Annotated in this window: 27 protein-coding genes; 11 read left to right on the top strand and 16 right to left on the bottom strand. The window is 68.6% G+C overall.

The genetic code is table 11. The annotated features are described in order from the left end of the window. The first annotated feature begins 14 nt into the window (after nucleotides 1-14). The 3 genes from SNOV_RS17260 (at nucleotide 15) to SNOV_RS17250 (ending at nucleotide 1,423) form a co-directional block, all read left to right on the top strand. On the top strand, nucleotides 15-755 hold the full coding sequence (locus SNOV_RS17260) for a class I SAM-dependent methyltransferase (protein ID WP_013168252.1): 741 nt from the start codon (nucleotides 15-17) through the stop codon (nucleotides 753-755). Nucleotides 756-817: 62 nt separating this feature from the next. Next, a complete protein-coding gene (locus SNOV_RS17255) occupies nucleotides 818-1,090 on the top strand; it encodes a type II toxin-antitoxin system Phd/YefM family antitoxin (protein WP_013168251.1) in 273 nt (90 codons plus the stop codon). Nucleotides 1,091-1,096: 6 nt separating this feature from the next. After that, nucleotides 1,097-1,423, top strand: coding sequence for a type II toxin-antitoxin system RelE/ParE family toxin (locus SNOV_RS17250; protein ID WP_013168250.1), 327 nt, complete (start codon nucleotides 1,097-1,099; stop codon nucleotides 1,421-1,423). A gap of 4 nt (nucleotides 1,424-1,427) precedes the next feature. Here SNOV_RS17250 and metW read toward each other — a convergent pair whose 3' ends face one another. Together metW and metX are read right to left on the bottom strand one after the other, a co-directional pair. After that, nucleotides 1,428-2,060, bottom strand: a complete 633-nt coding sequence (metW, locus tag SNOV_RS17245; protein WP_041783576.1) for a methionine biosynthesis protein MetW — start codon at nucleotides 2,058-2,060, stop codon at nucleotides 1,428-1,430. Nucleotides 2,061-2,110: 50 nt separating this feature from the next. Continuing rightward, a complete protein-coding gene (gene metX / locus SNOV_RS17240) occupies nucleotides 2,111-3,301 on the bottom strand; it encodes a homoserine O-acetyltransferase MetX (protein ID WP_013168248.1) in 1,191 nt (396 codons plus the stop codon). A 135-nt stretch (nucleotides 3,302-3,436) separates the two neighbouring features. Here metX and SNOV_RS17235 point away from each other — a divergent pair, with 135 nt between their 5' ends. Genes SNOV_RS17235 through SNOV_RS17225 form a run of 3 tightly spaced genes read left to right on the top strand, consistent with a single transcriptional unit; the run spans nucleotide 3,437 to nucleotide 6,464 of the window. Then, nucleotides 3,437-4,351, top strand: coding sequence for a chorismate mutase (locus tag SNOV_RS17235; protein ID WP_013168247.1), 915 nt, complete (start codon nucleotides 3,437-3,439; stop codon nucleotides 4,349-4,351). A 60-nt stretch (nucleotides 4,352-4,411) separates the two neighbouring features. Beyond that, entirely contained in the window at nucleotides 4,412-5,539 is a 1,128-nt protein-coding gene (gene hisC / locus SNOV_RS17230) for a histidinol-phosphate transaminase (RefSeq protein WP_013168246.1), read from the top strand. Further along, nucleotides 5,529-6,464: a prephenate/arogenate dehydrogenase family protein gene (locus SNOV_RS17225; RefSeq protein ID WP_013168245.1), complete on the top strand. Its 936-nt coding sequence runs from the start codon at nucleotides 5,529-5,531 to the stop codon at nucleotides 6,462-6,464. Before hisC ends, SNOV_RS17225 begins: the two co-directional genes overlap by 11 nt. 28 nt (nucleotides 6,465-6,492) lie before the next feature. On the opposite strand, the gene SNOV_RS17220 is transcribed toward SNOV_RS17225, so the two are convergent. The 3 genes from SNOV_RS17220 to SNOV_RS17210 form a co-directional block, all read right to left on the bottom strand. Beyond that, the gene (locus SNOV_RS17220) at nucleotides 6,493-6,867 is read right to left on the bottom strand and encodes a VOC family protein (RefSeq protein WP_013168244.1); all 375 of its coding nucleotides are present in this window, start codon (nucleotides 6,865-6,867) and stop codon (nucleotides 6,493-6,495) included. A gap of 64 nt (nucleotides 6,868-6,931) precedes the next feature. After that, nucleotides 6,932-7,642 carry a helix-turn-helix transcriptional regulator gene (locus SNOV_RS17215; RefSeq protein ID WP_013168243.1) on the bottom strand — a complete coding sequence of 237 codons (711 nt, stop codon included), beginning with the start codon at nucleotides 7,640-7,642 and terminating at the stop codon, nucleotides 6,932-6,934. 216 nt (nucleotides 7,643-7,858) lie between these two features. Further along, nucleotides 7,859-9,349, bottom strand: coding sequence for a CoA-acylating methylmalonate-semialdehyde dehydrogenase (locus SNOV_RS17210; RefSeq protein WP_013168242.1), 1,491 nt, complete (start codon nucleotides 9,347-9,349; stop codon nucleotides 7,859-7,861). Between the two features lie 106 nt (nucleotides 9,350-9,455). Between SNOV_RS17210 and SNOV_RS17205 the strand changes: the two genes are divergently transcribed. Beyond that, nucleotides 9,456-10,376, top strand: a complete 921-nt coding sequence (locus SNOV_RS17205; protein ID WP_013168241.1) for a LysR family transcriptional regulator — start codon at nucleotides 9,456-9,458, stop codon at nucleotides 10,374-10,376. Here SNOV_RS17205 and SNOV_RS17200 read toward each other — a convergent pair. Further along, nucleotides 10,357-11,319, bottom strand: coding sequence for a Bug family tripartite tricarboxylate transporter substrate binding protein (locus SNOV_RS17200; RefSeq protein ID WP_013168240.1), 963 nt, complete (start codon nucleotides 11,317-11,319; stop codon nucleotides 10,357-10,359). The two genes, SNOV_RS17205 and SNOV_RS17200, sit on opposite strands and share 20 nt — an antisense overlap. A gap of 222 nt (nucleotides 11,320-11,541) precedes the next feature. Further along, nucleotides 11,542-12,006: a MerR family transcriptional regulator gene (locus SNOV_RS17195; protein WP_013168239.1), complete on the bottom strand. Its 465-nt coding sequence runs from the start codon at nucleotides 12,004-12,006 to the stop codon at nucleotides 11,542-11,544. A gap of 68 nt (nucleotides 12,007-12,074) precedes the next feature. Here SNOV_RS17195 and SNOV_RS17190 point away from each other — a divergent pair, with 68 nt between their 5' ends. Beyond that, entirely contained in the window at nucleotides 12,075-14,402 is a 2,328-nt protein-coding gene (locus SNOV_RS17190; RefSeq protein WP_013168238.1) for a heavy metal translocating P-type ATPase, read from the top strand. Between the two features lie 2 nt (nucleotides 14,403-14,404). On the opposite strand, the gene argH is transcribed toward SNOV_RS17190, so the two are convergent. Next, on the bottom strand, nucleotides 14,405-15,793 hold the full coding sequence (gene argH / locus SNOV_RS17185; RefSeq protein ID WP_041782365.1) for an argininosuccinate lyase: 1,389 nt from the start codon (nucleotides 15,791-15,793) through the stop codon (nucleotides 14,405-14,407). Between the two features lie 27 nt (nucleotides 15,794-15,820). Here argH and tlpA point away from each other — a divergent pair, with 27 nt between their 5' ends. Beyond that, the gene (tlpA, locus tag SNOV_RS17180; protein WP_013168236.1) at nucleotides 15,821-16,600 is read left to right on the top strand and encodes a thiol:disulfide interchange protein TlpA; all 780 of its coding nucleotides are present in this window, start codon (nucleotides 15,821-15,823) and stop codon (nucleotides 16,598-16,600) included. Between the two features lie 22 nt (nucleotides 16,601-16,622). Here the strand turns inward: tlpA and SNOV_RS22695 are convergent, their stop codons facing one another. After that, nucleotides 16,623-17,414, bottom strand: coding sequence for an NlpC/P60 family protein (locus SNOV_RS22695; protein ID WP_013168235.1), 792 nt, complete (start codon nucleotides 17,412-17,414; stop codon nucleotides 16,623-16,625). A gap of 184 nt (nucleotides 17,415-17,598) precedes the next feature. On the opposite strand from SNOV_RS22695, the gene SNOV_RS17170 reads away from it, so the two are divergent. Next, nucleotides 17,599-18,567 (top strand): DMT family transporter, encoded by a 969-nt coding sequence (locus tag SNOV_RS17170; protein ID WP_013168234.1) that lies wholly within the window; start codon nucleotides 17,599-17,601, stop codon nucleotides 18,565-18,567. Here the strand turns inward: SNOV_RS17170 and SNOV_RS17165 are convergent. Then, on the bottom strand, nucleotides 18,564-19,472 hold the full coding sequence (locus tag SNOV_RS17165) for an AraC family transcriptional regulator (RefSeq protein ID WP_013168233.1): 909 nt from the start codon (nucleotides 19,470-19,472) through the stop codon (nucleotides 18,564-18,566). The two genes, SNOV_RS17170 and SNOV_RS17165, sit on opposite strands and share 4 nt — an antisense overlap. Nucleotides 19,473-19,592: 120 nt before the next feature. Between SNOV_RS17165 and SNOV_RS17160 the strand changes: the two genes are divergently transcribed. Continuing rightward, nucleotides 19,593-20,489, top strand: a complete 897-nt coding sequence (locus SNOV_RS17160; protein WP_013168232.1) for an SDR family oxidoreductase — start codon at nucleotides 19,593-19,595, stop codon at nucleotides 20,487-20,489. 6 nt (nucleotides 20,490-20,495) lie between these two features. Here SNOV_RS17160 and SNOV_RS17155 read toward each other — a convergent pair whose 3' ends face one another. The 6 genes from SNOV_RS17155 to SNOV_RS17135 all read right to left on the bottom strand — a co-directional run bounded on the left by SNOV_RS17155 (nucleotide 20,496) and on the right by SNOV_RS17135 (nucleotide 25,493). Further along, on the bottom strand, nucleotides 20,496-21,377 hold the full coding sequence (locus SNOV_RS17155; protein ID WP_013168231.1) for a 3-hydroxybutyryl-CoA dehydrogenase: 882 nt from the start codon (nucleotides 21,375-21,377) through the stop codon (nucleotides 20,496-20,498). A 46-nt stretch (nucleotides 21,378-21,423) separates the two neighbouring features. Further along, on the bottom strand, nucleotides 21,424-22,380 hold the full coding sequence (locus SNOV_RS17150; protein WP_013168230.1) for an electron transfer flavoprotein subunit alpha/FixB family protein: 957 nt from the start codon (nucleotides 22,378-22,380) through the stop codon (nucleotides 21,424-21,426). 2 nt (nucleotides 22,381-22,382) lie between these two features. After that, nucleotides 22,383-23,153: an electron transfer flavoprotein subunit beta/FixA family protein gene (locus tag SNOV_RS17145; protein WP_013168229.1), complete on the bottom strand. Its 771-nt coding sequence runs from the start codon at nucleotides 23,151-23,153 to the stop codon at nucleotides 22,383-22,385. Between the two features lie 201 nt (nucleotides 23,154-23,354). Next, nucleotides 23,355-24,074, bottom strand: a complete 720-nt coding sequence (locus SNOV_RS17140) for a rhomboid family intramembrane serine protease (RefSeq protein ID WP_013168228.1) — start codon at nucleotides 24,072-24,074, stop codon at nucleotides 23,355-23,357. 89 nt (nucleotides 24,075-24,163) lie between these two features. Continuing rightward, complete coding sequence (locus tag SNOV_RS23605) at nucleotides 24,164-24,790, bottom strand: hypothetical protein (RefSeq protein ID WP_144296017.1); 627 nt, start codon at nucleotides 24,788-24,790, stop codon at nucleotides 24,164-24,166. 103 nt (nucleotides 24,791-24,893) lie between these two features. Continuing rightward, nucleotides 24,894-25,493: a cob(I)yrinic acid a,c-diamide adenosyltransferase gene (locus SNOV_RS17135; RefSeq protein ID WP_013168226.1), complete on the bottom strand. Its 600-nt coding sequence runs from the start codon at nucleotides 25,491-25,493 to the stop codon at nucleotides 24,894-24,896. Nucleotides 25,494-25,506 lie beyond the last annotated feature (13 nt).

Genomic DNA, 25,506 nt, shown 5'->3' with positions numbered 1-25,506 from the left:
ATAACGTTGAGCCTATGTATCCCGATGTGGTCGGCCTTCGCAGCTTCTATGCCCAGCCGCTCGGCGTGGTGACGCGCCGGCTGGTCGGGCGCGCCATCCGCGCGCGTTTCGACAATGTGCGCGGGCTGTCGCTGCTCGGCATCGGCTATGCGACGCCCTATCTCGGCATGTTCCGCGAGGAATGCGAGCGCTCGCTCGCCTTCATGCCGGGCGCGCAGGGGGTGACGCGCTGGCCTTCCGCCGCGCCGACGCTGGCCGCCCTCGTCGACGAGACCGAGCTGCCGCTGCGCGACGGCATGATTGACCGCGTCATCGCCGTGCACCTTCTGGAGATGACGCCGGACGCCGAGGAAGTGCTGCGCGAGGTCTGGCGCGTGCTGGCGCCGGGCGGGCGGCTGCTGTGCATCGTGCCGAGCCGGCGCGGCATCTGGGCGCGCACGGAAAACAACCCGTTCGGTCATGGCCGCCCCTTCTCGCGCACGCAGATCACCGACCTCTTGCGCGGGGCGCTGTTCACGCCGGTGGGCTGGGACGAGGCGCTCTACATGCCCCCCGTGGCGCGCAACTGGTTCCTGCGCTCGGCGGTGGCGTGGGAGCGCGTCGGCGCCACGCTGTCGCTGCCCTTCGCCGGGGTGCACATCGTCGAGGCGACCAAGCAGGTCTACAAGCCCGTCGCCACCAAGCGCCGCTCGCGCCTGCGGGTGCTCAAGCCCGTGCTGGAGCCGGTGCTGGCGCCGAGGCCGGTGGGCGGGTGAAGGTCGGCCTTCTTTAAGGATCGGATTCGGACTATATTCGGTCCTGAAGGATGGAGCCGATCATGAAGCTTTCCGAACGCATCAAGCCGATCAGCTACCTCAAGGCCAACGCCGCCGAGGTGATCGCCAAGCTCGCCGAGCATCAGCAGCCGATGATCATCACCGTCAACGGCGAGGCCAAGGCGGTGCTGCAGGACATCGACAGCTACGAGGAGATGCAGGAGGCGATCGCGCTGATGAAGGCGCTCACCCTCACCGAGCAGCAGGTGAAGGAGGGCGGGGTTGAGCCGCTCGACGAGGCGTTCCGGCAGGTTCGGGACAGCTACAAGGGTTGAGCCGCGATGCCGCGCCGCGTTGTGGTCGCCGCCGACGCCCGCGCCGATCTGCAGGCGCTGTTCGCCTATATCGCCGAGCACGACTCACTGGCGGCCGCGGAGCGCGTTCTCGCCGGGCTTCGCGAGGCTGCCGCCAGCCTTGCCGAGCAGCCGCTGCGCGGCCGCATCCCGCAGGAGATGCAGCTCCTCGGCAGGACCGATTTCCGCGAGATCGTCGTCCACAAGACCTACCGCATCATCTACCGGGTGGAGGAGGATGCGGTCGTCGTCTATGGCGTCGCCGACGGGCGCCGCGACATGCAGGGTTTCCTCTACCGCCGCCTCGTGCGGTAGGGCCTCACCCCTTCCGCGACAGCAGGAACACCGCCTGCTCGCCGAGCAGGTTCCATACCGCCCAGGGCAGGTTGAAGCGCACCGGGTGGCCGGAGGCGTCGAGCGCGACCGCCCGCTCGATGCCGGCGCCCACCTCGTCCACCAGGTCGACGAAGTCGCGGATGGTGCAGAAATGGATGTTCGGCGTGTCGTGCCAGCGGTACGGCAGGTTCTCCGTGCTCGGCATCTTGCCGTTGATCAGCAAATCGAGCCGCATGCGCCAGAAGCCGAAATTGGGGAAGGAGACGATGGCGCGGCTGCCGACGCGCAGCATCTGCTCCAGCACCCATTTCGGCCGGCGCGTCGCCTGGATGGTCTGCGACAGGATCACATAGTCGAAGGCGTTGTCGGGATAGTCGGCGAGGTCGATATCGGCATCGCCCTGGATCACGGCGAGGCCGCGCGCCACGCCGGCATTCACCCCCTCGCGCGACAATTCGATGCCGCGCGCGTCGCAGCCGCGGGTGGTGGCGAGCAGCTCCAGCAATTCGCCGTCGCCCGAGCCGACATCGAGCACGCGCGAGCCCGGCTGCACCATCTCGGCGATGAGCAAGAGGTCGACGCGGGCGCCGGAGGAGGCCCGCGCCGCCTCGCGCATGGTGAGGTCGTGGGTCTTCAGGTCCTTCAGGGCGAGATCGCGCGGCGACATCAGCTCACCCCCACCGCGCGGGCGGCGGCGTCGATGAAGCCGCGCGTGATGGCGAAGAATTCCGGCTCGTCGAGCAGGAAGGCGTCGTGGCCCTTGTCGCTCTCGATCTCGGCGAAGGAGACCGGCGCGCCGGCGGCGTTGAGCGCATGCACGATGTTGCGCGAATCCGCCGTGGTGAACAGCCAGTCCGAGGTGAAGGACACCAGGCAGAACCGCGTCTTCGTCGCCTTGAACGCGTTCGCCAGCACGCCGCCATAGTCCGCGGCGAGGTCGAAATAATCCATCGCCCGGGTCATGTAGAGATAGGAGTTGGCGTCGAAGCGGTCGACGAAGGCCTCCCCCTGGTGGCGCAGATAGCTCTCCACCTGGAAGTCCGCGTCGAAGGAGAAGGTGTGGCCGTCGCGGTCCTGCAGCCGCCGGCCGAACTTCCGGTGCAGCGACGAGTCCGACATATAGGTGATGTGCGCCGCCATGCGCGCGACCGAGAGGCCGCGCCGCGGGCTGCTGCCCTCGGCGAGGTAGCGCCCGCCGCGCCATTCCGGATCGGCCATGATCGCCTGCCGGCCGACCTCGTGGAAGGCGATGTTCTGCGCGGAGTGGCGGGCCGCCGTGGCGATGGGGAAGGCCGCGAACACCCGCTCGGGGTAGCTCGCCGCCCATTGCAGCACCTGCATGCCGCCCATGGAGCCGCCGACGACCGCCAAGAGCTTCTCGATGCCGAGCTGGTCGACCAGCATGGCCTGCGCCCGCACCATGTCGCGTATGGTCAGGATCGGCAGGTCGAGCCCGTAGGCCTTCCCCGACGCCGGGTTGAGCGAGGACGGCCCGGTCGAGCCCATGCAGCCGCCGATGACATTGGTGCCGATGACGAAATAACGATCGGTGTCGATCGGCTTGCCCGGCCCGACCAGCGTCTCCCACCAGCCCGGCTTACCGGTGACGGGATGCACGTTCGCCACATGCTGGTCGCCGGAGAGCGCATGACAGATGAGGATGGCGTTGGAGCGCGCCGCGTTCAGCGTGCCATAGGTCTGGTAGGCGATCTGGAACGGGGTCAGCACGCCGCCGGCGTCGAGCTGCAGCGGCTTGTCCGCGCCGAAGCGCATGATCGCCGAATGGGGATGATCCGCTTCGCCGCGCGCGGGCTCGAAGGCCCGGATCTCGCCAAGCGTCGTGTCGCTGTCAGACATGGAAAAACCGACTTACCGGACGAAGAGTTCGTTATACCGGACGATCCGATGATCCCACAGCGGCGACTTGTCAATATCGCGCGGGATGAGATTTTGATTTGCGCCGCGCGCGGAGGGCGCTACGAACATCGGCCGATGAACAAGAACGCCACCAGCCCGGCCCCCGTTCAAGCCGCCGCCGTTCCGGCCCCGACCGAGGCGGTCGCGGACCTCTCCGTGCTGCGTGCGGAGATCGACCGCATCGACGCCAGCATGCACGCGCTTTTGATCGAGCGCAGCCAGATCGTCGACCGGCTCGTGCAGGTCAAGCGCACCCGCGGCGCCGAGGGCGGCTCGGCCTTCCGCCCGGCGCGCGAGGCCTCGATGATGCGCCGCCTCGTCGACCGGCACCGCGGCATCCTCCCCCTCGACACGGTCGAGGGCATCTGGCGGGTCATCATCTCGACCTTCACCTATGTGCAGGCGCCCTATGCGGTGCATGCGGACCTCGCCTCGGGCGAGGCGGCGATGCGCGACGCCTCGCGCTTCCATTTCGGCTTCACCGTGCCCTTCATCGGCCATATGGGCGCCTCCGGCGTCGTCGCCGCGGTCGCCCGCTCGCGCGGCGATCTCGGCCTGGTGCCGGCCTTCGCCGCGCCGGGCGCCGGCGCCTGGTGGACCGCGCTCGAAGGCGAGCACGCGCCGAAGATCATCGCCCGGCTGCCCTTCGTCGAGCGCGCCGACCATCCGGCCGGCCTGCCGGTGTTCTGCATCGCCCATCCCGTCACCGACGGCGCCGTGACCGAGGTGGAGGCGTGGAGCCTGCACGTCTCCGGCTGGAACGCGCAGGCCGCCCGCGCGCTGGCCCCGCTCGCCGAGGTCGTCGCCGTGCCCGACCGCGGCCTCGACGGCGCGGCGCTGCTCGCCTCGATTCCGGTCGGCGGCGAGCGGGTGAACGACGTCAGCCTCGACACCGTGCTGGCGGCGCTGCGCGATTCCGGCGCCTCCGTGCGCGCGGCGGCTCTCGTCGGCAGCCACGCAAGCCGCTATACCCACCAGCCGCAGGGCTGATCGTACCGTTTCCCGATCATCTCCTGACAATCGCCGACCATCCGCCATCGGAGCTATGTCATGTCGTCCGCCGCCCGTCCGACCCGCCCTGTCCCGCGCGCCAACGTGCTGGAGATCGAGGCCTATGTGCCGGGCAAGTCGCATGCGGCGCCGGGGGTGAAGGTGCACAAGCTCTCCTCCAATGAGAGCCCGCTCGGCGCCAGCCCGAAGGCGCTGGCGGCGTTCCAGTCCACGGATGCGCTGGAAATCTATCCCGACGGCTCCTCGACGAAGCTGCGCGAGGCGATCGGCGCCACCTACGGCCTCGATCCGGCGCGCATCGTCTGCGGCACCGGCTCGGACGAACTGATCAACCTGATCGCCCATGCCTATGCCGGGCCGGGCGACGAAGTGGTCTATTCGCAATACGGCTTCCTCATCTACCGCATCGCCGCGCTGGCGGCCGGGGCGACGCCGGTGGTCGCGCCCGAGAAGGACTACCGCACGGATGTCGACGCGCTGCTGGCGGCGGCGACCGACAAGACGCGCATGGTCTTCCTCGCCAACCCGAACAACCCGACCGGCACCTATCTGGCCTTCGACGAGGTGAAGCGGCTTCAGCGCGCGCTGCCGCCGCATGTGCTGCTGGTGCTCGACGCGGCCTATGCGGAATATGTGCGGCGCAACGACTATGAATCCGGCATCGAGCTGGTCGCCACCTGCACGAACGTCGTGATGCTGCGCACCTTCTCCAAGATCCACGGCCTCGCGGCGCTGCGCGTCGGCTGGCTCTACGGGCCGGCCGAGGTGGTGGACGCGCTCAACCGCATCCGCGGCGCCTTCAACATCTCGGCGCCCGGCATCGCCGCAGCGACCGCGGCCATCGGCGACGTCGCCCATACCGAGGCGGCGGTGACGCATAACGAGACCTGGCTGCCCTGGCTGACCCGCGAACTCACCGCGCTCGGCCTCGAGGTCACGCCGAGCGTCGCCAACTTCCTGCTGGTGCATTTCCCCGACGTGCCCGGCCGGACCGCGGGGGATGCCGACGCCTTCCTCATGCAGCGCGGCCTGATCGTGCGGCGGGTGGACGCCTATGGCATTCCCGGCGCGCTACGCCTCTCCGTCGGCACCGAGGAGGCGAACCGGCTGCTGGTGGCGACGCTGGCCGAGTTCCTCGGGAAAACGAGTAGCGGCCATGGTGCTTGATCCGCCGCTCGCCAGCCCGATCGTCGGCCGGCTCGTTGTCATCGGCGTCGGCCTGATCGGCTCGTCCATCCTGCACGCCGCGCGGGCGCGCGGGCTCGCCGGCACGCGCGTCGCCTATGACGCCTCGCCGGCGGTGCGCGAGCGGGTGCTGGCGCTCGGCCTCGCCGACCTCGTCGCCGCGACGCCCGAGCAGGCGGTGCGCGATGCCGACATCGTCATCCTCTGCGTGCCGGTCGGCGCCATGGGCGCGGTGGCGAAGGAGATCGGCCCGCACCTCAAGCAAGGCGCCATCGTCTCCGATGTCGGCTCGGTGAAGGGGGCGGTGCTCTCGGCGCTGCGCGCGCATCTGCCGGAAGGCGTGCACATCATCCCCGGCCATCCGGTGGCGGGCACCGAATATTCCGGGCCGGACTCGGGTTTTGCCACGCTGTTCAAGAACCGCTGGTCGATCCTCACCCCGCCGGAGGGCGCCGATCCCGCGGCGGTGGCGAAGCTCGTCGAGCTGTGGAGTGCGATGGGCGCCAATGTCGAGACCATGACGGCCGATCACCACGACCTGGTGCTCGCCATCACCTCGCATGTACCGCACCTCATCGCCTACAACATCGTCGGCACGGCGGCGGACCTCGAGACCGTCACGCAGTCCGAGGTGATCAAGTATTCGGCCGGTGGCTTCCGCGACTTCACCCGCATCGCCGCCTCCGACCCGACCATGTGGCGCGACGTGTTCCTCAACAACCGCGAGGCGGTGCTGGAGGTGCTCGGCCGCTTCACCGAGGACCTGATAGCGCTTCAACGCTCGATCCGCTGGGCCGAGGGCGACAAGTTGTTCGACCTGTTCACCCGCACCCGCGCCATCCGCCGCTCGATCATCGAGATCGGCCAGGAGACGGCGGCGCCGGACTTCGGCCGCGCCCACGACTGAGCGCGGCGCGGCCGATACTGTTTGTCGGCTACATGTCGCCGTCGGAGGCGTAGACCCGCAGGCGGTGGCCGTCGGGATCGAGCGCCACGAAGCTGCGGCCGAAATCGAGGTCGGTCGGCGGCAGCGCGATCGGCACGCCCTTGTTGGCCCAGCACTCATACTGGGCGTCGACCGCGGCGGCATCCGCCACGCGGAAGCCGATCTCGTTGCCGCCGGAGCGCAGATGCGGCAGCGGCTTCACCCCGTCGCGCCGCCACAAGGCGAGCGACATGCCGGGCGCCAGCTCCAGCACCGCCACGCTGGCGGTTTCCTTGATGGGTTCGCGTTCCAGCAGCGAGCCGTAGAAACGGGCGCTTGCCGCGGGATCGTTGACGTAGAGAAGGATCTTGCTTGCGTCGATCATGGTGCCCCCGATCGGTTCGTCAAAGGACGACCCTAGCCGATGCTGCTGCCAATTTTCGTCAGCATCATTCGGCGGTATGCACCTCATGCGCGGGCTGGGCGTGCTTCACCTGCTTCCATTGCTTCAGGAGGTCCGCCCGCCGCGTCGGGTAGCGGGTCTCCATCATCTCCACCATCGCGATGCGGTCGGTGCGGAAGCTGCGGAAGTCGTCGCGCAGCTCGCACCAGCTGATCAGCAGCCGCACCTGGTCGAAGAAGGCCAGCGCGAAGGGCCACACCACCCGCTCGCTCGGAGCGCCGTTGGCGTCGCTGTAGTTCAGCAGCAGCTTGCTCTCGGTGCGGATCGCCTTGCGCAGGATCGCCGCGTCGATGGCATCGGCGGGGATCGGCGCGCCCGGCGCGATGAACAGCGACGAGCCCTCCATCTCCTCGCGCAGGTCCGGCGGCAGCACCGCGCCGATGCGCGCCAGCGCCGAGCGGGCGGCCTCGGCGAGCCTGCCGTCGGCACGCCCCGCCACCCAGCGCGAGCCGAGCACCAGCGCCTCGATCTCCTCCGGCGTGAACATCAGCGGCGGCAGCAGGAAGCCCGGCCGCAGCACATAGCCGACCCCGGCCTCGCCCTCGATGGTGGCTCCCTGCGCCTGCAGGCTGGCGATGTCGCGGTAGAGCGTGCGCAGGCTGACGCCGATCTCCTCGGCGAGCGCGCGCCCGCTCACCGGCCGCCGATGGCGGCGCAGCACCTCGAGGAGGTCGAAGAGGCGTTCGGAGCGCGACATGGGCGGATCATAGCCCGAACGCTGCTGACGGATAGTGGCAGCAGCGGCGCTCCCGTTAACAACCGAAAGAACGCCGTCATCCTGAGGTGCGAGCGCAGCGAGCCTCGAAGGATGGTCGGCACCGCGCACCCCGGCGAGCATCCTTCGAGGCCCGGCCGTTGGCCGGGCACCTCAGGATGACGGAGCGCCGTGGTCAGTGTCGGACGGGCGAAAGCCTCACCCCGTCGTCGGCATGACGAACTGGGCGCCCTCGCGGATGCCGGTCGGCCAGCGGGCGGTGGTGGTCTTCATCTTGGTGTAGAAGCCCACGCCCTCCATGCCGTAGACGTTGCGGTCGCCGAAGATCGACCGCTTCCAGCCGCCGAAGGAATGGAACGCCACCGGCACCGGGATCGGCACGTTGATGCCGATCATGCCGGCCTTGGCGTCGCGGTCGAAGGCGCGCGCCGAGTCGCCGTCGCGGGTGAAGATGGCGGCGCCGTTGCCGTATTCGTGGTCGTTGACCAGCTTGAGTGCCTCGTCATAGCGGTCGACGCGCACCACCGAGAGCACCGGGCCGAAGATCTCGTCCTTGTAGATCTTCATCTCCGGCGTGACCTCGTCGAACAGGCAGCCGCCGATGAAGTAGCCGTTCTCATAGCCCTGCAGCTTCAGTCCGCGCCCGTCGACCACGAGCTTCGCGCCTTCCGCGACGCCGGTATCGACATAGCCCGAGACCTTGGCGAGGTGCTCCCTGGTCACCAGCGGGCCCATCTCGCTGTCGCGGTCCATGCCTGGACCGACCTTGAGCGAGCGCACCTTCGGCACCAGCTTCTCCATCAGCGCGTCGCCGACGCCGCCGACCGCGACCGCCACCGACACCGCCATGCAGCGCTCGCCGGCCGAGCCGTAGCCGGCGCCCATCAGCGCGTCGACGGTCTTGTCGAGATCGGCATCGGGCATCACCACGAGGTGGTTCTTGGCCCCGCACAGCGCCTGCGCGCGCTTACCCGACGCGGCGGCGGTCTTGTACACGTACTCGCCGATGGCGGTGGAGCCGACGAAGCTCACCGCGGCGACGTCCGGATGCGTCAGCAGCGTGTCCACCGCCTCCTTGTCGCCCTGCACCACGTTGAACACGCCGGCCGGAAGCCCGGCCTCGGCCAGCAGCTCGGCCAGCATCAGCGAGGGCGACGGGTCCTTCTCGGAGGGCTTCAGCACGAAGGTGTTGCCGCAGGCCAGCGCCACCGGGAACATCCACATCGGCACCATGACCGGGAAGTTGAACGGGGTGATGCCGGCGACCACGCCGACCGGATGGCGGGCGGAGAACACGTCGACGCCGCGCGCCACCTGCTCGGTGAAGTCGCCGCGCATGAGGTGCGGGATGCCGCAGGCGAACTCGACCACCTCGATGCCGCGGGTCACCTCGCCCTTGGCGTCCTCGAAGGTCTTGCCGTGCTCGGCGGTGATGGCGGCGGCGAGCGCGTCCATGTCGCGTTCCAGCAGCGCCTTGAACTTGAACAGGATGCGCGCGCGCGTCAGCGGCGGCGTGTCCGCCCAGGCCGGGAACGCCTTCGCCGCGGAGGCCACCGCCTCGCCCACCGTGGCGGTGGAGGCGAGCAGGACCTCGCCCGACTGCGCGCCGGTCGAGGGATCGAACACCGGCGCCGAGCGCCCGGAGGTGGTGACGGCCTTGCCGCCGATATAGTGACCGATGACCGCCATGCGCCTGTCTCCTTGCTGGTGCTGACGGTTGTGCTTGTCGAAGAAGCTCACTTCAACGACGATGCTCGCCCATCCGTTGTGCGCGGATTGGCTAAAGGGCATTGAGATGGACTGGGATCACCTGCGCATCTTCCTCGCCGTGGCGCGGGCCGGCCAGATGCTGGCGGCGGCGCGTCAGCTCGGGCTCGACCATGCGACCGTCGGCCGGCGGCTCGGCGTGCTGGAGGCGAGCCTCGGCAGCAAGCTGATCGAGCGCCGCACCACGGGGAGCGAGCTCACCCCGGCCGGCGAGCGCCTGCTCGCCCATGCCGAGCGGGTGGAGACCGAGATGCTGCAGGCGCAGGCGGCGCTCGGCAATGTCGATCTCGCCTTGGCGGGGACGGTGCGGATCGGCGCGCCGGACGGCTTCGGCACCTATTTCCTCGCCCCGCGCCTCGGCCGCCTCGCCGAGGAGCATCCGGGGCTCACCATCCAGCTCGCGCCGCTGCCGCGCAGCTTCTCGCTGCCCAAGCGCGAGGTGGACATCGCCGTGACGCTGCAGCGGCCGAGCGAGGGGCGCCTCGTCGCCCGCAAGCTCACCGACTATACGCTCGGCGTCTATGCCTCGCGCGGCTATCTCGAACGTACGGGCGCGATCGACGGGACGGGCGATCTCGCCGGCCGCCTGCTCATCACCTATGTCCCCGACCTCGTCTACTCGCCGGCGCTCGACTATTTCGAGGCCTTCCGCGAGATCGAGGCGCGGCGGCTCGAATGTGCCAGCGTGGTCGGGCAGATGGAGGCGGTGCGTGCGGGCGCGGGGGTCGGCATCCTGCACGACTATGCCGCGCGCACCCATGGCGAATTGGTGCAGGTGCTGCCGGAGCTGAGCTTCCGCCGCTCCTACTGGCTGGTCACCCATGCCGACATCCACGATCTCCGGCGCATAAGCGAGGTCGAGGATTTCATTGCGGGAGCGGTGCGCGAGGCGCGCGCGAGCTTCACGCCGGATGTCGAGCCCGAGCGGCTCACATCCCGAGCTCGTTGAGCACGGCGCGCAGCCGCGCGGTCTCCTCGCGCAGGAAGGTGCCGAAGGCGGCGCCAGGGAGATAGGCGCCGATCCAGTTGTAGCGGAACAGGGTCGCCTTCCAGTCGATGCCCGTCACCATCCGGTCGGTGAGCGCGATCAGGTGCCGGGCTCCTGCCGGATCGAGGCCGGGCGGGGCGAAGACGCCGCGCCAGTTGCTGAGTTCGATGTTCAGCCCCTGCTCGAGGAAGGTCGGCACGCCGCTGCCGGGCAGCCGCTGCGGCGCGGAGATCGCGAGCGCGCGCAGCTGGCCGAGGGCGAGATGCGGCTGCAGCTCGCTCAATCCGGCGATAACCAGCAACTCGTTGCCCCGCAGCGTCGCTTCGATGGGAGCGGTGTTGCCCAGATAGGGGCGGTAGCGCAGCTGGCGATCCCCGAGCCCCGTCCGCCGGGCGATCATCTTGGCGAGCAAATGGTCCATGGTGCCGATGCTGCCGCCGCAGAACTGGACGCCGGAAGGGCTCTTGGCCAGCGCGTTGAGGAGCTCGGCGAGCGACTGGTAGGGCTGCTCCGGCCGCACGGCGACGGCGAGATATTCGCTCGTCAGCCGCGCCACGGGGATCAGGTCGTCGAGACCGGCGGAAAGCCGCGCCATCAGAGCCCTGATGATCAGGCTGGCGCCGCTCACCATCAGCGCATCGCCCCGCCCGGCATAGTCGTGCCGGAAGCGCCGCAGGCCGGAAGGCGCTCCATGTGGCTCATAGAGGAGGACGGGCTCGATATCGGCCTCGCGCACGCTGCTGGCGATGGCCCGCGCCAGCACGGACCAGCCGGTATCTTCCGGCGCCGGCGAGAAAAGCGTCAGACGGCCGCCTGCGCCGGCCGCGTCCGCGACCTGGCCAAGCGCTACCGTGAGCGGAAGGCAGCCGGCCGCGAGGCCGGCGATGAACTGGCGACGATGCATCGGATCCGCGTACCGGGCAGATTGCCGAGAAATTACTTCTAATATCTGTACAGTTTCGGGCGCAACCTATCCGTGAGTGTGTAGTTCATCCGCGATGCCGCTTCTGCGCAAGGTGTTACCCGGGAACCACGCTTCCAATCGCCGAGAGGTATCTCACCACCTAGAGATTGCATTGGGAAAGACAGGCCAGTCCGCCCCATCCCCGGACAGCGCCGGCGAAGCTTATTGTCCGAACGCCGCCGGATCGGCCGGGCCGTCATGGAATCGGCATTCGCCATGGTCGGCGAGGATCTCGATCACCCGGCACTCGCCGACATGGCCGTGCGAGCAGCCCTCGACCATGCGCTCCAGCTCCGCCTTCAGCGCGGTGAGGCTGGCGATGCGCCGTTCCACCTCCATCAGGCGGTCGCGGGCGATGGCGTCGGCGGCGGCGCAGGACTGGTCCGGCTCGTCCTGCAGCCGCAGCAGCGTGCGGATGGCCTCGATCTCGAAGCCGAGCTCGCGCGCATGGCGGATGAAGGCGAGGCGGCGCATGTCCTCCGCGCCATAGGAACGGCGCCCGCCCTCGGTGCGCGGCGGCGAGGGCAAGAGGCCGATCTCCTCGTAATAGCGGATGGTCGGCACCTTCACGCCGCTGGTGCGCGCCACTTCGCCGATGCTGAACTGCGTCTTCGGGTTCTTCCCCATTTCCCGCTTGCTCCTCTAGTCGCTGGAGGAATTAGGCTCGCCGCCACGCTGAAGCAAGAGGTGCTGGAATGTCCGCCCTGAAGACCCGCTACCGCATCGAGGGCATGGATTGCGCGGCCTGCGCGACCAAGATCGACACGGCGGTGCGCCGCGTGACCGGTGTGGCGGAGGTGTCGGTCTCGGTGACGGCCGGGACGATGACGGTCGAGCATGACGGCGCCGACCTCGCCGTGCTGGAGAAGCGCGTCAGCGGGCTCGGCTACGGCATCGCCCTGCTGCCGGCGGCGGCGACCCCGCCGGTGGCGCCGGGTCTTCCGGAGAAGGCGCACGACCACGCGCATGATTCCTGCTGCGCCGGGCATGACCACGACCACGCGCACGACGATTGCTGCAGGCACGACCATGATCATGACCATGCCCATGATCGTGGCCACCACCACCCCGATGATGGCCACCGGTGGCACGGCGAAAGTCACCATTCTGGTCACCAGCTGGAAGCCACCTCCGCGGCGGCTCCGGCCGCTCTCGCCGGCCCCTCCTGGCTGCCCGGCCGCAAGGCACGTCTGACCATCGTCTGCGGCGCGGCGCTGGTCGCGGCCTATGTCCTCGGCCACTTCCTGCCGCAGCTCAACCCGTGGATCTTCATCGCCGCGCTGCTGGTCGGGCTGGTCCCGATCGCGCGGCGCGCCGTCGCCGCCGCCTTCGCCGGCACGCCCTTCTCCATCGAGATGCTGATGACCATCGCCGCCGTCGGCGCGGTGATCATCGGCGCTTCCGAGGAGGCCGCCGCCGTCGTTTTTCTCTTTCTTGTCGGTGAGTTGCTGGAAGGCTTCGCCGCCGGCCGCGCCCGCGATTCCATCCGCGCGCTGACGGCCTTGGTGCCGAAGACCGCCCGCCTCGTCCAAGGTTCGGGCACAAGCGAGGTGCCGGCGACAAGCCTCAGGATCGGCGACGTCATCCTCGTCCGCCCCGGCGAGCGCATCCCCGCCGACGGCGAGGTGCTGGAAGGCATCGGCGCGGTGAACGAGGCGCCGGTGACCGGCGAGAGCGTGCCGGTGCCCAAGCAGGCGGGCGATCCCGTCTTCGCCGGCACGGTGAACGCCGAGGCGGCGCTGACCATCCGCGCGACCACGGAACCTTCCGACAACACCATCGCCCGGGTGGTGCGGCTGGTGGAGGAGGCGCAGGAGAGCAAGGCGCCGACCGAGCGCTTCATCGACCGTTTCTCCCGCTATTACACGCCGTTGGTCGTGGTGCTTGCCGCGCTGATCGCGGTGCTGCCGCCGCTCGTCGCCGGCGCGCCGTGGGACGAGTGGATCTACAAGGGCTTGGCCATCCTCTTGATCGGCTGTCCCTGCGCGCTGGTCATCTCCACCCCGGCGGCGGTGGCCGCCGGCCTCGCCTCCGGCGCGCGGCGCGGCCTCCTCATCAAGGGCGGCGCGGTGCTGGAGAATCTGCGCAACGTCACCGCCGTCGCCTTCGACAAGACCGGCACCCTGACCGAGGGCAAGCCAGAGGTCACCGACCTCGTGGTCTTCGCCGGCGACGAGGCGGCCCTGCTCGCCCGCGCCGCCGCGCTGGAAGCGGGCTCCACCCATCCGCTAGCCAGCGCCATACTCGGCGAAGCCGCAGCGCGTGGGATCGCTTATCCGGCGGTGAGCGGGGCCGGCGCGCTCGGCGGCGAGGGCGTCAGCGGCATCGTCGAGGGGCGGGCGCTGTTCCTCGGCTCGCCCAAGGCTGCGGCCAAGCGGGCCTCGCTGTCGGAGGCGCTGCGCGCCGCCATCGGCCGGCTCAACGACGAGGGCAAGACCGTCGCGGTGCTGCTGGTCGACGGCGTGGTGGAGGGCCTCATCGCCATGCGCGACGAGCCGCGCGCCGACGCGGCCGAGAGCCTTGCCGCGCTGAAGGCGGCGGGCATCCGCACGATCATGCTCACAGGTGACAATGAGCGCACCGCCAACGCCATCGGCGCCGATCTCGGCATCGAGGTGCGCGCCGGGCTGATGCCGGCCGACAAGCAGCGCATCGTCGGCGAATTGAAGGCCGAGGGCTTCACCGTCGCCAAGGTCGGCGACGGCATCAACGACGCCCCGGCGCTCGCGAGCGCCGATGTCGGCATCGCCATGGGCGGGGGTACGGACGTCGCGCTGGAGACGGCGGACGCTGCCGTGCTGCATGGGCGCGTCGGCGATGTCGGCGCCATGGTCGAGCTGTCACGCGCGACCATGCGCAACATCCACCAGAACATCACCCTCGCGTTGGGGCTGAAGGCGGTGTTCCTTGTCACCACCATCGCCGGCATCACCGGTCTGTGGCCCGCCATCCTCGCCGACACCGGCGCCACCGTGCTGGTGACGGCCAATGCGTTGAGATTGCTCGGCCGGAAGGCTGACTGACGTCAGCCTTCCTTCGCCAGCTGCTTCAGCCAGCGCTTGGCCTGGGCGCGGACGTTCTTCGGCGCGGTGCCGCCATAGGAGACGCGGCTCTCCACCGACTTCGTCACCGACAGTACGCCGAACACGTCCTGGGTGATGCGCGGCTCCACTTCCTGCATCTCGGCCAGCGACAGCCGGTGCAGCGGCGCGTCCTTGGCGGCAGCGACGGCGACGATGCGGCCGGTGACGTGGTGCGCCTCGCGGAACGGCAGCCCGAGCACGCGCACCAGCCAGTCGGCGAGGTCCGTGGCGGTAGAATAGCCCGCGCCCGCCGCCGCCTTCATCTTCTTCTCGTCCGGCACCAGGTCGCGCACCATGCCGGCGGTGGCGGCGATCATCAGAGACAGGGTCGAGAATGCGTCGAAGGCGCCTTCCTTGTCCTCCTGCATGTCCTTGGCATAGGCGAGCGCGAGGCCCTTCATCACCATGAGCAGGCCGGAGAAGGCGCCGGCGATGCGGCCGATCTTGCCGCGCACCAATTCCGCCGCGTCCGGGTTGCGCTTCTGCGGCATGATGGAGGAGCCGGTGGTGAAGCGGTCCGACAGCTTCACCAGCCCGACCAGCGGCGAGGTCCAGATCACGATCTCCTCGGCGAAGCGCGTCAGATGCATGGCGCAGATCGACGCGGCGGCCAGCGTCTCCAGCACGAAATCGCGGTCGGAGACGGAATCGAGCGAATTCGCCGTCGGCCGGTCGAAGCCGAGCGCGCTTGCCGTGGCGAAGCGGTCGATCGGGAAGGAGGTGCCGGCGAGCGCCGCCGCGCCGAGCGGGCATTCGTTGAGTCGCTTGCGCGCGTCCGCGAGACGTCCACGGTCACGCCCGATCATCTCGACATAGGCGAGCAGGTGGTGGCCGAAGGTCACCGGCTGCGCGGTCTGGAGATGGGTGAAGCCCGGCATCACCGTGCCGGAATGGATCAGCGCCTTCTCGGCCAGCGCCTGCTGCAGGTCCTTGAGCTGAGCGTCGAGCGTGTCGACGGTGTCGCGCACATAGAGCCGGAAGTCGGTCGCCACCTGGTCGTTGCGCGAGCGGGCGGTGTGAAGGCGCCCGGCGGCAGGGCCGAGCAGGGTGGCAAGGCGCGATTCCACGTTCATGTGGATGTCTTCCAGCGCCCGCTGGAAGGTGAAGCCGCCGGATTCGATCTCTGACAGGATCGTGTCTAGACCGGCGACAATCTTTTCGGCATCAGCCTTGTCGATGATGCCCTGGGCCGCCAGCATCGAGGCATGCGCCTTCGAACCCGCAATGTCCTGCGCGTACAGGCGCTGGTCGAAACCGATGGAGGCGTTTATCTCCTCCATGATCGCATCGGGACCGGTCTCGAAGCGGCCACCCCACATCTTGTTGCTCATGTTCGACTTTTCTCCGCGAGGATGGCCATGACCGAACGACCTGAGGATGCTCCGGAGCCCGACAATCCGGGTCCGGCGCGATCCGGCGGCCGGTTCGCCCTCGTCGTGGCCGCCGCCGTGATACTTGGCGCCATTGCCGGGCTGGCAGGCGTATACGGGATCGGGGGCGGCACGCGCAACGCCATTGCCACCCTGCCGCCACCGGTTGCGGGCGACGCTGGCACCACTGCCACGGCTGCTGGGGCGGACGCCGCTTGCACGGCGGCGACCGATACCGCCAAGCGCATCGCAGGGCTTGCCAAGGGCGAGCTCGCCGCCTTCGCGCCGACGGAGAAGCCGACGCGCATCCCCGACCTCGCCTTCCTCGACCCCGAGGGCAAGCCGGTGAAGCTGTCGCAGGTCGGCGGCGACGGGCTGAAGCTCGTCAATATCTGGGCGACCTGGTGCGTGCCCTGTCGTGAGGAGATGCCGGCACTGGACGAATTGCAGGCGACGCTCGGTACCAAGGGCGGCGCCACGCCGGGCTTCGAGGTGGTGGCCATCAACATGGACACGCGCGACCCGGCGAAGCCGAAGGCATTCATGGACGAGACCGGGATAAAGAACCTCGCGCTCTATACCGATCCGAAGGGCGAGACCTTCCAGGAACTGCGCGCGGTCGGGCGCGGCTTCGGCCTGCCGACGACGATGCTGATCGACGCCAAGGGCTGCGAGATCGGCCATATCGCCGGCCCGGCGGAATGGGCGAGCCCCGACGCATTCGCCTTGCTGCGCGCGGCGCTGGCGGAGGGCGGGGCGACGCAATAGGCGCGCCGCCTCCCGGCGGCGGTCAGCCGCAATAGTCGATGTAGCCCAGCAGACGCGGCATGGCGATTTTCCGGCTCGAGCGCCGGAACACGCCGTAGCCCTCGCGTGAGCCGCCATTATTGGTGTTGCCCTCGAGCGTGACCAGCGTGCCGCTCGCGCCGTCAACGCCCTCGACGATGCCGGCATGTCCCTTGCCGCCACCGGTGTCCAGCGTGAACACCATGCCCGGACGCACGGTCCGGGCACTCGCCGTGCTCGGCTCGACGATGGCCGTCGAGCCGATCTTGCGCTGCTTCCAAAGGGCGTGGACGCCGGCCGTTGGGTAGAGCGGCGAATTGTCGAAGGCTTCCCTGAACACCCACTGCACGAAGGAGACGCACCAGGGATGGTCGCCGCTGCTCGGGTCGAGCCCGGCCGCGCGGTGATAGGCGTCGACCTGCGGCCCCCGGTTCGAGCCGACGGGAATCTCGCACACGCCGATCTGCGAGCGCGGGATGGCAAGCACGCGCCCGCGCGTGTCGCCGGCCGCTGGCTTCGCGGCACCAAGGCTTTCCGCGCCGAACAGCGCGGCCCAGGTTTCCGGCCCGACCCGGCCGTCGACTTCGATCTCCCCGCCGGTCGGATCGGTATAGCGCGCCTGGAACAGGCGCACGGCGTCTTCGGTGGCGACGCCGAAATCGCCATCTTCGATCAGGGCACTTCCCAGCACGTCATTCAGGCGCGCCTGCAGCCGCGCCACCTCCGGCGAACCCAGCATTCCGTTCTCCAGGACGACGCCGGCATAGATCGGTGCAGGATTGAGCATGTGGTTCATGGATGTCCCCCAAGCGCAGGCAATCTGCGCGCAGAGGATGAAATCATCAAAATATACCACTTAAAAGAGTAAAGATTGTTGTCTCGCGTTTCGCGCGATGGCGCCGCGCGGGCGCAACGGAAACGGGTGGCAATTTCCTCGCGGAAAGACTATCCCGCTGCTCTCGCGTTGCAGGAGCCTGCGCATGTCCGCCTCCGAGCCCGTCGCCCGCACCGGGCTCGCCGCGTCACCTTCCGCCGCCGGCCCGCTGCCCATGGCGACCTCCGACTGGGCGACGCTGGTGCTGCTGTCGATGATCTGGGGCGGCTCCTTCTTCTTCGGCAAGGTCGCCATCGCCGAAATCCCCCCGCTCACCATGGTGCTCGGGCGCGTCGGCATCGGCACTGCGGCGCTGTTCGTCATCGCGCGGCTGAGCGGGGTGCGCGTGCCGCTGAACCGCAGGCTCGTCGCCGAATTCGCCCTCATGGCGGTAATCGCCAACATCATCCCCTTCGGGCTGATCGCCTGGTCGCAGCAGCACATACCGAGCGGGCTGTCCTCCATCCTCAACGCCGCGACGCCGATCTTCACCGTGCTGGTGGTGCAGATCTTCAGCCGCGAGGAGAAGCTGACCGCCGGCAAGCTCTTCGGCGTGGTGCTGGGCTTTGCCGGCGTGGCGGTGATGATGGGGCCGGCACTGCTCGGCCAGCTCGGCGGACACCACCTGCCCGCGCAGCTCGCCGCCATCGGCGCGACCATCTCCTACGGCTTCGCGGCGGTCTATGGACGCCGCTTCCGCCATATGCCGCCGCTCGGCGTCGCGCTGCTGCAGCTCGCCGCCTCGGCGATATTGCTGGCGCCCGTGGCCCTGCTGCTGGACCGCCCGTGGGAGCTGCCGGTGCCGTCGCTGCATGTGATCGGCGCGCTGACGGGACTGGGCGTGCTCTCCACCGGCATCGCCTACATCCTCTATTTCCGCATCCTCGCCCGCAACGGCGCGACCAACATCTCGCTCGTCACCTTCCTCGTGCCGGTGAGCGCCATCCTGCTCGGCGCGCTGATCCTCGGCGAGGAGATGGAGCCGCGCGAATTCGCCGGCTTCGCCATCATCGCGCTCGGCCTCGCCGCCATCGACGGCCGGCCGGCGCGCTGGCTCGCCCGGATGATGCGCTAGGCGGCCACGGCGGCGTAGCGGCGGGGCGAAGAACCCATCACCCGCTTGAAGGCGATGCTGAAGGCGCTCTCGGACTGATAGCCGAGCGCCAGCGCGACCTCGGCGATGGACGCGCGCGAATGCGCCAGCCGGTCGGCGCCAAGCAGCATGCGCCAGTGGGTCAGGTACTCCATCGGCGGCGCCCCGACCGCCTCGCGGAAGCGGGCGGCGAAGGCTGAGCGCGACATGCCGGCGCGGGCGGCGAGTTCTTCGACCGACCAGCGTCTGGCGGGCTCGGCATGCATCGCTTCCAGCGCCGCGCTCATCTGCCGGTCGGCCAGCGCGAAGAACCAGCCGACGCCGTCTCCCGCTCCCGACAGGTGCAGCCGCAGCGCCTGCACCAGCATCATGTGGGCGAGGTACTGGACGACGAGGAAATTGCCCGGCCGCGCCTCGCGCAATTCCTGCATGATCCGCTCGGTCGACCAGCACAGCATGGCCGTCTCCGCGCCTTGCCGGATATGCACCAGCGGCGGCAGCAGGCGCAGCAGCATGTCCGCCTGCGGCCCCTCCAGCGCGAAGCGGGCGCTGACGATGGAGAAGTCGCCGCCGCCATTCAGCGTCGCCACGCCGCCATGGCGCACGCGCGGGAAGATGGTCTGCCCGTCCATGGGTTCGACATCGCGGCCGGAGGCGAGGCCGAAGCTGCGGCCCATGGGCAGCAGGAAGCAGTCGCCGCTCTCCAGCCGCACCGGCTCGGCAAGGCCGTCGACGGTGAGCCAGCAGGCGCCGGTGACCACCGCGCCGCTCTTGATGGTGCCGCGGGCCTCGGGAAAGCGCACCGCCCAGTCGCCACCCGCCTCGAAGCCGGCGGCCAGCAGGTTGCGCGGCTTCATCAGCGACAGGATGTCGGACAGCGGATCCATGTTCTGGACGATCTCGAAGAAATAGCGGACGTCGTCTCATAGATCGTATCGGACGGCGGGTCTATCTCAGGTCCCACGCGGCGGTCGCGTCTCGCGCCGCCGGATTTCAGGGACATCGCCATGCATATCTTCGTCACCGGGGCCACAGGCTTCGTCGGCTCGGCCGTCGTTCGCGAGCTTCTCGACGCCGGCCATAGCGTCACCGGCCTCGCCCGCTCGGAGACGGGCGCCGAGGCGCTCGCGCGGGCAGGCGCCGCCGTCCATCGCAGCGACTTCGACGACCTTCCCGATCTGCGCGCCGCCGCCGGCCGTGCCGATGGTGTGATCCATACCGCCTTCAATCACGACTTTTCGACCTTCAAGGAGAATTGCGAGGCCGACCGCCTAGTCATCGCCGCGCTCGGCGAGGCGCTCGCCGGCTCGGACCGACCGCTGGTGGTCACCTCCGGCATCGGCGTGCTGCCGCAGGGCGGGGTGACGAGCGAGGAAACGCGCCCGGCCGTCGGCGAGGCAGCGCATCCACGCGCGGCGAGCGAGCAGGTGGTGGACGAAATCGCGGTGCGCGGCGGGCGCGTTTGCGCGCTGCGGCTGCCGCCTTCCGTGCATGGCGAGGGCGACCATGGCTTCGTGCCCATGCTCGTCAAGCTGGCCCGCGAGAGCGGTGTCTCGGCCTATCCCGGCGAGGGTCGCAACCGCTGGCCGGCGGTGCATCGGCTCGATGCGGCGCGGCTCTACCGGCTGGCGGTGGAGGGCGGCGCGGCCGGGGCGCGCTACCACGCCGTCGCCGAGGAAGGCGTCGATTTCCGCGACATCGCCGCCGCCATAGGCCGCGGGCTCGGCGTGCCGGTGGTTGGCCTCACGCCGCAGGAGGCGCAGGCGCATTTCGGCTGGTTCGCGCATTTCGCGGCGATGGACGTGCCGTCCGTCAGCCGCTGGACGCAGGAGGCACTCGGCTGGCGGCCGACCGGGCCGAGGCTCCTCGCCGATCTCGACGGCCCGGCCTATTTCAAGGGGTGACGCGGCTTACCGCGTCGGCACCGGCTTCTCGCCGCGATAGTCGTAGAAGCCGCGCTGGGTCTTGCGGCCGAGCCAGCCGGCTTCGACATATTTCACCAGCAGCGGGCAGGGGCGATACTTCGAGTCGGCCAGCCCCTCGTGCAGCACCTGCATGATGGAGAGACAGGTGTCGAGGCCGATGAAGTCGGCGAGCTGCAGCGGGCCCATCGGGTGGTTGGCGCCGAGCCGCATCGCGGTGTCGATGGCGTCCACCGAGCCGACGCCCTCATAGAGCGTGTAGATCGCCTCGTTGATCATCGGCAGCAGGATGCGGTTGACCATGAAGGCGGGGAAATCCTCCGACACCGCATAGGTCTTGCCGAGCCGGGTGACGAAGCCCTTCGACAGCTCGAAGGTCTCGTCCTCGGTGGCGATGCCGCGCACCAGCTCGACGAGCTGCATGATCGGCACCGGGTTCATGAAGTGGATGCCGATGAAACGCTCCGGCCGGTCGGTGGAGGCGGCGAGCCGGGTGATCGAGATGGACGAGGTGTTGGTGGCGAGGATCGCCTCCGGCTTCAGGAACGGGCAGACGGTGGAGAAGATCTTGCGCTTGATCTCCTCCTTCTCGACCGCCGCCTCGATGACGAGGTCGGCGTCGGAAAGGTCGGAGGTCTGGTCCGTGCCGTGGATGCGGGCGAGCGCGGCCTTCTTCTCGTCCTCGCCGTACAGCCCCTTGGAAACCTGGCGCGCCATGTTGCCGTTGATGGTGGCGAGGCTCGACTTGATGCGGTCGGCTTCGAGGTCGTTCAGCACCACGTCGTAGCCGGCGAGCGCACACACATGCGCGATGCCGTTACCCATCTGCCCTGCGCCGATGATGCCGACGCGCTTGATCTCGAAACCCATCGCTACGCCCGTTCCCCCGTACTCTGGCTGCCAGTATACCGGCCCGTCAGGCTTTTGCCTTAGCTATTTCGGCTTGTAGCGCCGGCACGATCTCGAACAGGTCGCCGACCAGGCCGTAGTCGGCCACCTGGAAGATCGGCGCCTCCTCGTCCTTGTTCACCGCCACGATGACCTTGGAGTCCTTCATGCCGGCGAGGTGCTGGATAGCGCCGGAAATGCCGAGCGCGATGTAGAGGTCGGGCGCCACCACCTTGCCGGTCTGGCCGACCTGCCAGTCGTTCGGCGCGTAGCCGGCGTCGACCGCCGCACGCGAGGCGCCGACCGCCGCGCCGAGCGCGTCCGCCAGCGGCTCGACGACCTCGTGGAACTTCTCCGCCGAGCCGAGCGCGCGGCCGCCGGAGACGATCACGCGGGCGGCGGTGAGCTCCGGACGGGCGCTGGCGGCGATCTCCTCACTGAGGAAACGCGAATGCGCGGAAGGCTCGGAAATGTCGAGACTGCGGATCGGCGCCGAGCCACCTTCGCCCGCCGCGGGGAAGGAGGCGGTGCGGATGGTCAGCACCTTCTTGCCATCGGGGGCACGCACGCGCTGGATGGCGTTGCCGGCATAGATCGGCCGGTCGAAAGTGTCGGGGCCGACGATGCCGATCACATCGGAGACCTGCATGACGTCGAGCAGCGCGGCGACGCGCGGCAGCACGCTCTTCCACACCGCGGTGGAGGGGGCGACGAGCGCGTCATAATCCCTGGCCAGCGCGACGCCGAGCGCGGCGACCGGCTCGGCGAGGCGGTGGGCATAGGACGGGCCGTCGGCGACCAGAACCTCGGCGACGCCGTCGAGCTTGGCGGCGGCCTCGGCGGCGGCGCGGCAGTTCTCGCCCACCACCAGCACATGCACCGGGGCGCCTAAAGTCTTGGCGGCGCTCAGTGCGCGGGCGGTGACGGGGTTGAGATGGACGTCGTCATGTTCGGCAAACAGCAGGGTCGGCAAGCTATTGGCCATGGTCAGAGCACTCCCGCCTGCTTGAGATGGGCGACCAGCTCGGCGGGGGAGCCGAGCTTGATGCCGGCGCTGCGCCCGGCCGGTTCGGTGGTGGAGATCACCTGGAGCCGCGGGGCGACATCGACGCCGTAGGCGGCCGGCGACTTCTCGTCGATCGGCTTCTTCTTCGCCTTCATGATGTTGGGAAGGCTGGCATAGCGCGGCTCGTTGAGGCGCAGATCCGTGGTCAGCACGGCGGGCAGATCGAGGCTGACCGTCTGCAGGCCACCGTCGATTTCCCTGGTGACCTTAACGGTGACATTTCCGTCGCCACCGGTGGCATCGCCGAGCACCACCTTGGAGGCGAAGGTCGCCTGCGGCCAGCCCAGCAGGGCGGCGAGCATCTGGCCGGTCTGGTTGCAGTCGTCGTCGATCGCCTGCTTGCCGAGGATGACGAGGCCGGGCGCCTCCTCCTCGACCACCTTCTTGAGGAGCTTGGCGACGGTGAGCGGCTCGATGCCGGCTTCTTCCGTCTTCACCCAGATGCCGCGGTCGGCGCCCATGGCGAGCGCGGTGCGGATGGTCTCGTCGGTCTTCGCCGGTCCGATGGAGACGGCGACGACTTCGCTCGCCTTGCCCGCTTCCTTCAGTCGCAGCGCCTCCTCGACGGCGATCTCGTCGAAGGGGTTCATCGACATCTTGATGTTGGCGAGCTCGACGCCGGAGCCGTCCGGCCGGACGCGGATCTTGACGTTGTAGTCGACCACCCGCTTCACGGGCACCAGGATCTTCATCACATATCTCCCGCCCCGCGGGGCGCGAGGCCCCGCTTGTGGCAGCCGCATTCACAGGAAGGCGATGTCGCGGCAAGGCCGGGCGATGAGCGTGCAATCGGGCGCTCGGGAGCGGCGCTTGGGGTCGGCATCGGCCCGCGGAAAACGCCGGGGAAACTATGGTTCACCCCGAGGCCTGTCAACGCTGACCATGGGCCGATTTCACACCGGCGGGCGCCCGTCGGGCGTGCCGTCGCGGCTCATCACCCAGAGCGGCACGCCTTTGCGGCGCATGAAGACGATGAGCACGGCGCCGGTGACGAGCCCGCCAATATGCGCCCACCAGGCGGTGTCCTGCTCGCCGGACATGGCGAGGCTCCAGAGCTGGAAGGCGATCCAGGCGCCGAGCGGCCAGATGGCGGGAATGCGCAGCGGCAGGCGCAGGAAGAACAGCACCCAGATGCGCACATTGGGATGCAGCATCAGATAGGCGCCGACGAGCCCGGATATGCCGGCTGAGGCGCCGACGAGCGGGGAAGCCGAATCGGGCATGGCGAGCGAGTGCGCCAGCCCGCCGGCGATGCCGCAGAGCAGGTAGAAGACGAGGAAGCGGGCATGGCCGAGCGCGTCCTCGACATTGTCGCCGAACACCCAGAGGAAGGCCATGTTGCCGGCGAGGTGCATCCAGCCGCCATGCAGGAACATGTAGCTGACCAGCGTCAGCTCCGGCGGCAGGCGCACATATTCGGCCGGCAGCACGGCGGCATGCGTCACCACCGCCGGAATGGCGCCGAAGCCGAAGGCCGAGGCGACGTCGATCTCGGCGCGATAGCCGTGCTGGAGCAGCACGAAGACCAGCACATTCGCCGCGATCAGCGCCCAGGTGACATAGGCGTGGGTGATCCCTTCCAGCGGGTTGTCGTCGTTGAAGGGGATGAGCATGGGATCGAGTTGCCAAGGTACGAGAGTGTCAAACCAAATCTATCTCAGTTACGGCACTCCGGCGCGTTCCTGGATCAACGCTGAACTCGCTAGAGCTTAACCCTCACATCGATTTCTATGAGTTCGGGCCGTACGCCCATGTGCTCGGACAGCATTTGCTTGATGCGATCCATAATGCCCAACCCAGGCTCCTCACTACTCGTAGGAGCGTCGTCTGCCTTCTGGTTCGATTGAGAACCTTGAGGACTTAGAGAAACCCTCTCGGTCCATATAGCCTTGTCGCCGAATCCTGACCCGGTGAAGCGCCAAGCAGGTTCGTAGATCGGCCCAATCCAAGAAGGTATCTGTTCCATTGCGTGTTGCCGTTTTGCCGCAAAATTAAGCTCAAATGCCTCGCGAATAATTTCTTTCTCAAACATAGATACACAAACCTGATCTCGGCTGCTTGGCTTCTGCCACGCGTGAATGACATAATTTACATTATCCAAAACCTTCCATCTGCCGGTTGGCGCGCGCGTAAAGCTAATTCTTCCATGAGGTTGTGTTGTAATCTTAATCGCGCATAGCAGCCTTTCAGCGCCGCGCGTAGCTACGATTTGCGAAAACTCCGGCGAGCCCGACCCTTCAGCAATGCTCTCTACTTTATAGCCTTTATCCGCCAGCAGCCGAACGACTGTGAGGCGAATTTCTCTCTCCGACCTCACCTCAATTTCCATCACGCAATCTCCTCATAGGTAATGAGGGTAAAATTCCATATATCATTTCTACTGTCAATAAAGTAGGGGGGCAAAATATTTAACCCTCCTAAAAAGGCGAGGGTTAAAGGGGTCCGCTGCGACCGGCGGCCGGCACCCACAATACGTCGCCGCCGGCGCGGGCATTGGCCGCGCGGCTCATGACGAAGAGCAGGTCGGAGAGGCGGTTGAGATACTTCACCGCCGCCGGCGAGACGATCTCGCCTTCGGTGCGCGAGAGCTCCACCACGAGGCGCTCGGCGCGCCGGCACACGGTGCGGGCGACGTGCAGATGCGCCGCCGCCGGCGTGCCGGCCGGCAGCACGAAGGAGCGGAGCGGCTTCAACGGCGCGTTGAGCGTGTCGATGTCGCGCTCGATCCCGTCGACCTGAGAGGTGACGATGCGCAAGGGCTCATAGCTGAGCGGCTCGCCGGTATCGGGCACGGAAAGGTCGGCGCCGAGATCGAACAGGTCGTTCTGGATGCGCGCCAGCACCGCGTCGATGTCGGCAAGGTCCGGGTCGGCCTGCGTGGCGAGCCGGGCGACGCCGATGGCGGCGTTGGTCTCGTCCACCGTGCCATAAGCCGAGACGCGCAGATCGTATTTCGCCCGCCGCTCGCCGCTGCCCAGCGCCGTGGAGCCGTCGTCGCCGGTGCGGGTATAGATGCGGTTGAGCACGACCATGGCCGATGCGCCC

This window comes from Ancylobacter novellus DSM 506 (assembly GCF_000092925.1).
Taxonomy (GTDB): domain Bacteria; phylum Pseudomonadota; class Alphaproteobacteria; order Rhizobiales; family Xanthobacteraceae; genus Ancylobacter; species Ancylobacter novellus.
The sequence above is the reverse complement of the archived record's forward strand: the minus strand, read 5'-3'. Positions and strand labels throughout refer to the sequence as shown.

Excerpts from the sequence above, each read along its gene's own strand:
- SNOV_RS17195 (WP_013168239.1), bottom strand. The coding sequence starts at position 12,006 with ATGGGGAAGAACCCGAAGACGCAGTTCAGCATCGGCGAAGTGGCGCGC.
- SNOV_RS17160 (WP_013168232.1), top strand. The coding sequence starts at position 19,593 with ATGCATATCTTCGTCACCGGGGCCACAGGCTTCGTCGGCTCGGCCGTC.
- SNOV_RS17260 (WP_013168252.1), top strand. The coding sequence starts at position 15 with ATGTATCCCGATGTGGTCGGCCTTCGCAGCTTCTATGCCCAGCCGCTC.
- SNOV_RS17220 (WP_013168244.1), bottom strand. The coding sequence starts at position 6,867 with ATGATCGACGCAAGCAAGATCCTTCTCTACGTCAACGATCCCGCGGCA.
- metX (WP_013168248.1), bottom strand. The coding sequence starts at position 3,301 with ATGTCTGACAGCGACACGACGCTTGGCGAGATCCGGGCCTTCGAGCCC.
- SNOV_RS17190 (WP_013168238.1), top strand. The coding sequence starts at position 12,075 with ATGTCCGCCCTGAAGACCCGCTACCGCATCGAGGGCATGGATTGCGCG.
- SNOV_RS17225 (WP_013168245.1), top strand. The coding sequence starts at position 5,529 with ATGGTGCTTGATCCGCCGCTCGCCAGCCCGATCGTCGGCCGGCTCGTT.
- SNOV_RS17255 (WP_013168251.1), top strand. The coding sequence starts at position 818 with ATGAAGCTTTCCGAACGCATCAAGCCGATCAGCTACCTCAAGGCCAAC.
- SNOV_RS23605 (WP_144296017.1), bottom strand. The coding sequence starts at position 24,790 with ATGGAAATTGAGGTGAGGTCGGAGAGAGAAATTCGCCTCACAGTCGTT.
- metW (WP_041783576.1), bottom strand. The coding sequence starts at position 2,060 with ATGCGCGAGGCGGCGCGGGCCTCCTCCGGCGCCCGCGTCGACCTCTTG.
- SNOV_RS17135 (WP_013168226.1), bottom strand. The coding sequence starts at position 25,493 with ATGGTCGTGCTCAACCGCATCTATACCCGCACCGGCGACGACGGCTCC.
- SNOV_RS17140 (WP_013168228.1), bottom strand. The coding sequence starts at position 24,074 with ATGCTCATCCCCTTCAACGACGACAACCCGCTGGAAGGGATCACCCAC.
- tlpA (WP_013168236.1), top strand. The coding sequence starts at position 15,821 with ATGACCGAACGACCTGAGGATGCTCCGGAGCCCGACAATCCGGGTCCG.
- SNOV_RS17215 (WP_013168243.1), bottom strand. The coding sequence starts at position 7,642 with ATGTCGCGCTCCGAACGCCTCTTCGACCTCCTCGAGGTGCTGCGCCGC.
- SNOV_RS17165 (WP_013168233.1), bottom strand. The coding sequence starts at position 19,472 with ATGGATCCGCTGTCCGACATCCTGTCGCTGATGAAGCCGCGCAACCTG.
- SNOV_RS22695 (WP_013168235.1), bottom strand. The coding sequence starts at position 17,414 with ATGAACCACATGCTCAATCCTGCACCGATCTATGCCGGCGTCGTCCTG.
- SNOV_RS17200 (WP_013168240.1), bottom strand. The coding sequence starts at position 11,319 with ATGCATCGTCGCCAGTTCATCGCCGGCCTCGCGGCCGGCTGCCTTCCG.
- SNOV_RS17250 (WP_013168250.1), top strand. The coding sequence starts at position 1,097 with ATGCCGCGCCGCGTTGTGGTCGCCGCCGACGCCCGCGCCGATCTGCAG.
- SNOV_RS17235 (WP_013168247.1), top strand. The coding sequence starts at position 3,437 with ATGAACAAGAACGCCACCAGCCCGGCCCCCGTTCAAGCCGCCGCCGTT.
- SNOV_RS17150 (WP_013168230.1), bottom strand. The coding sequence starts at position 22,380 with ATGGCCAATAGCTTGCCGACCCTGCTGTTTGCCGAACATGACGACGTC.
- argH (WP_041782365.1), bottom strand. The coding sequence starts at position 15,793 with ATGAGCAACAAGATGTGGGGTGGCCGCTTCGAGACCGGTCCCGATGCG.
- SNOV_RS17155 (WP_013168231.1), bottom strand. The coding sequence starts at position 21,377 with ATGGGTTTCGAGATCAAGCGCGTCGGCATCATCGGCGCAGGGCAGATG.
- SNOV_RS17145 (WP_013168229.1), bottom strand. The coding sequence starts at position 23,153 with ATGAAGATCCTGGTGCCCGTGAAGCGGGTGGTCGACTACAACGTCAAG.
- SNOV_RS17210 (WP_013168242.1), bottom strand. The coding sequence starts at position 9,349 with ATGGCGGTCATCGGTCACTATATCGGCGGCAAGGCCGTCACCACCTCC.
- hisC (WP_013168246.1), top strand. The coding sequence starts at position 4,412 with ATGTCGTCCGCCGCCCGTCCGACCCGCCCTGTCCCGCGCGCCAACGTG.
- SNOV_RS17170 (WP_013168234.1), top strand. The coding sequence starts at position 17,599 with ATGTCCGCCTCCGAGCCCGTCGCCCGCACCGGGCTCGCCGCGTCACCT.
- SNOV_RS17205 (WP_013168241.1), top strand. The coding sequence starts at position 9,456 with ATGGACTGGGATCACCTGCGCATCTTCCTCGCCGTGGCGCGGGCCGGC.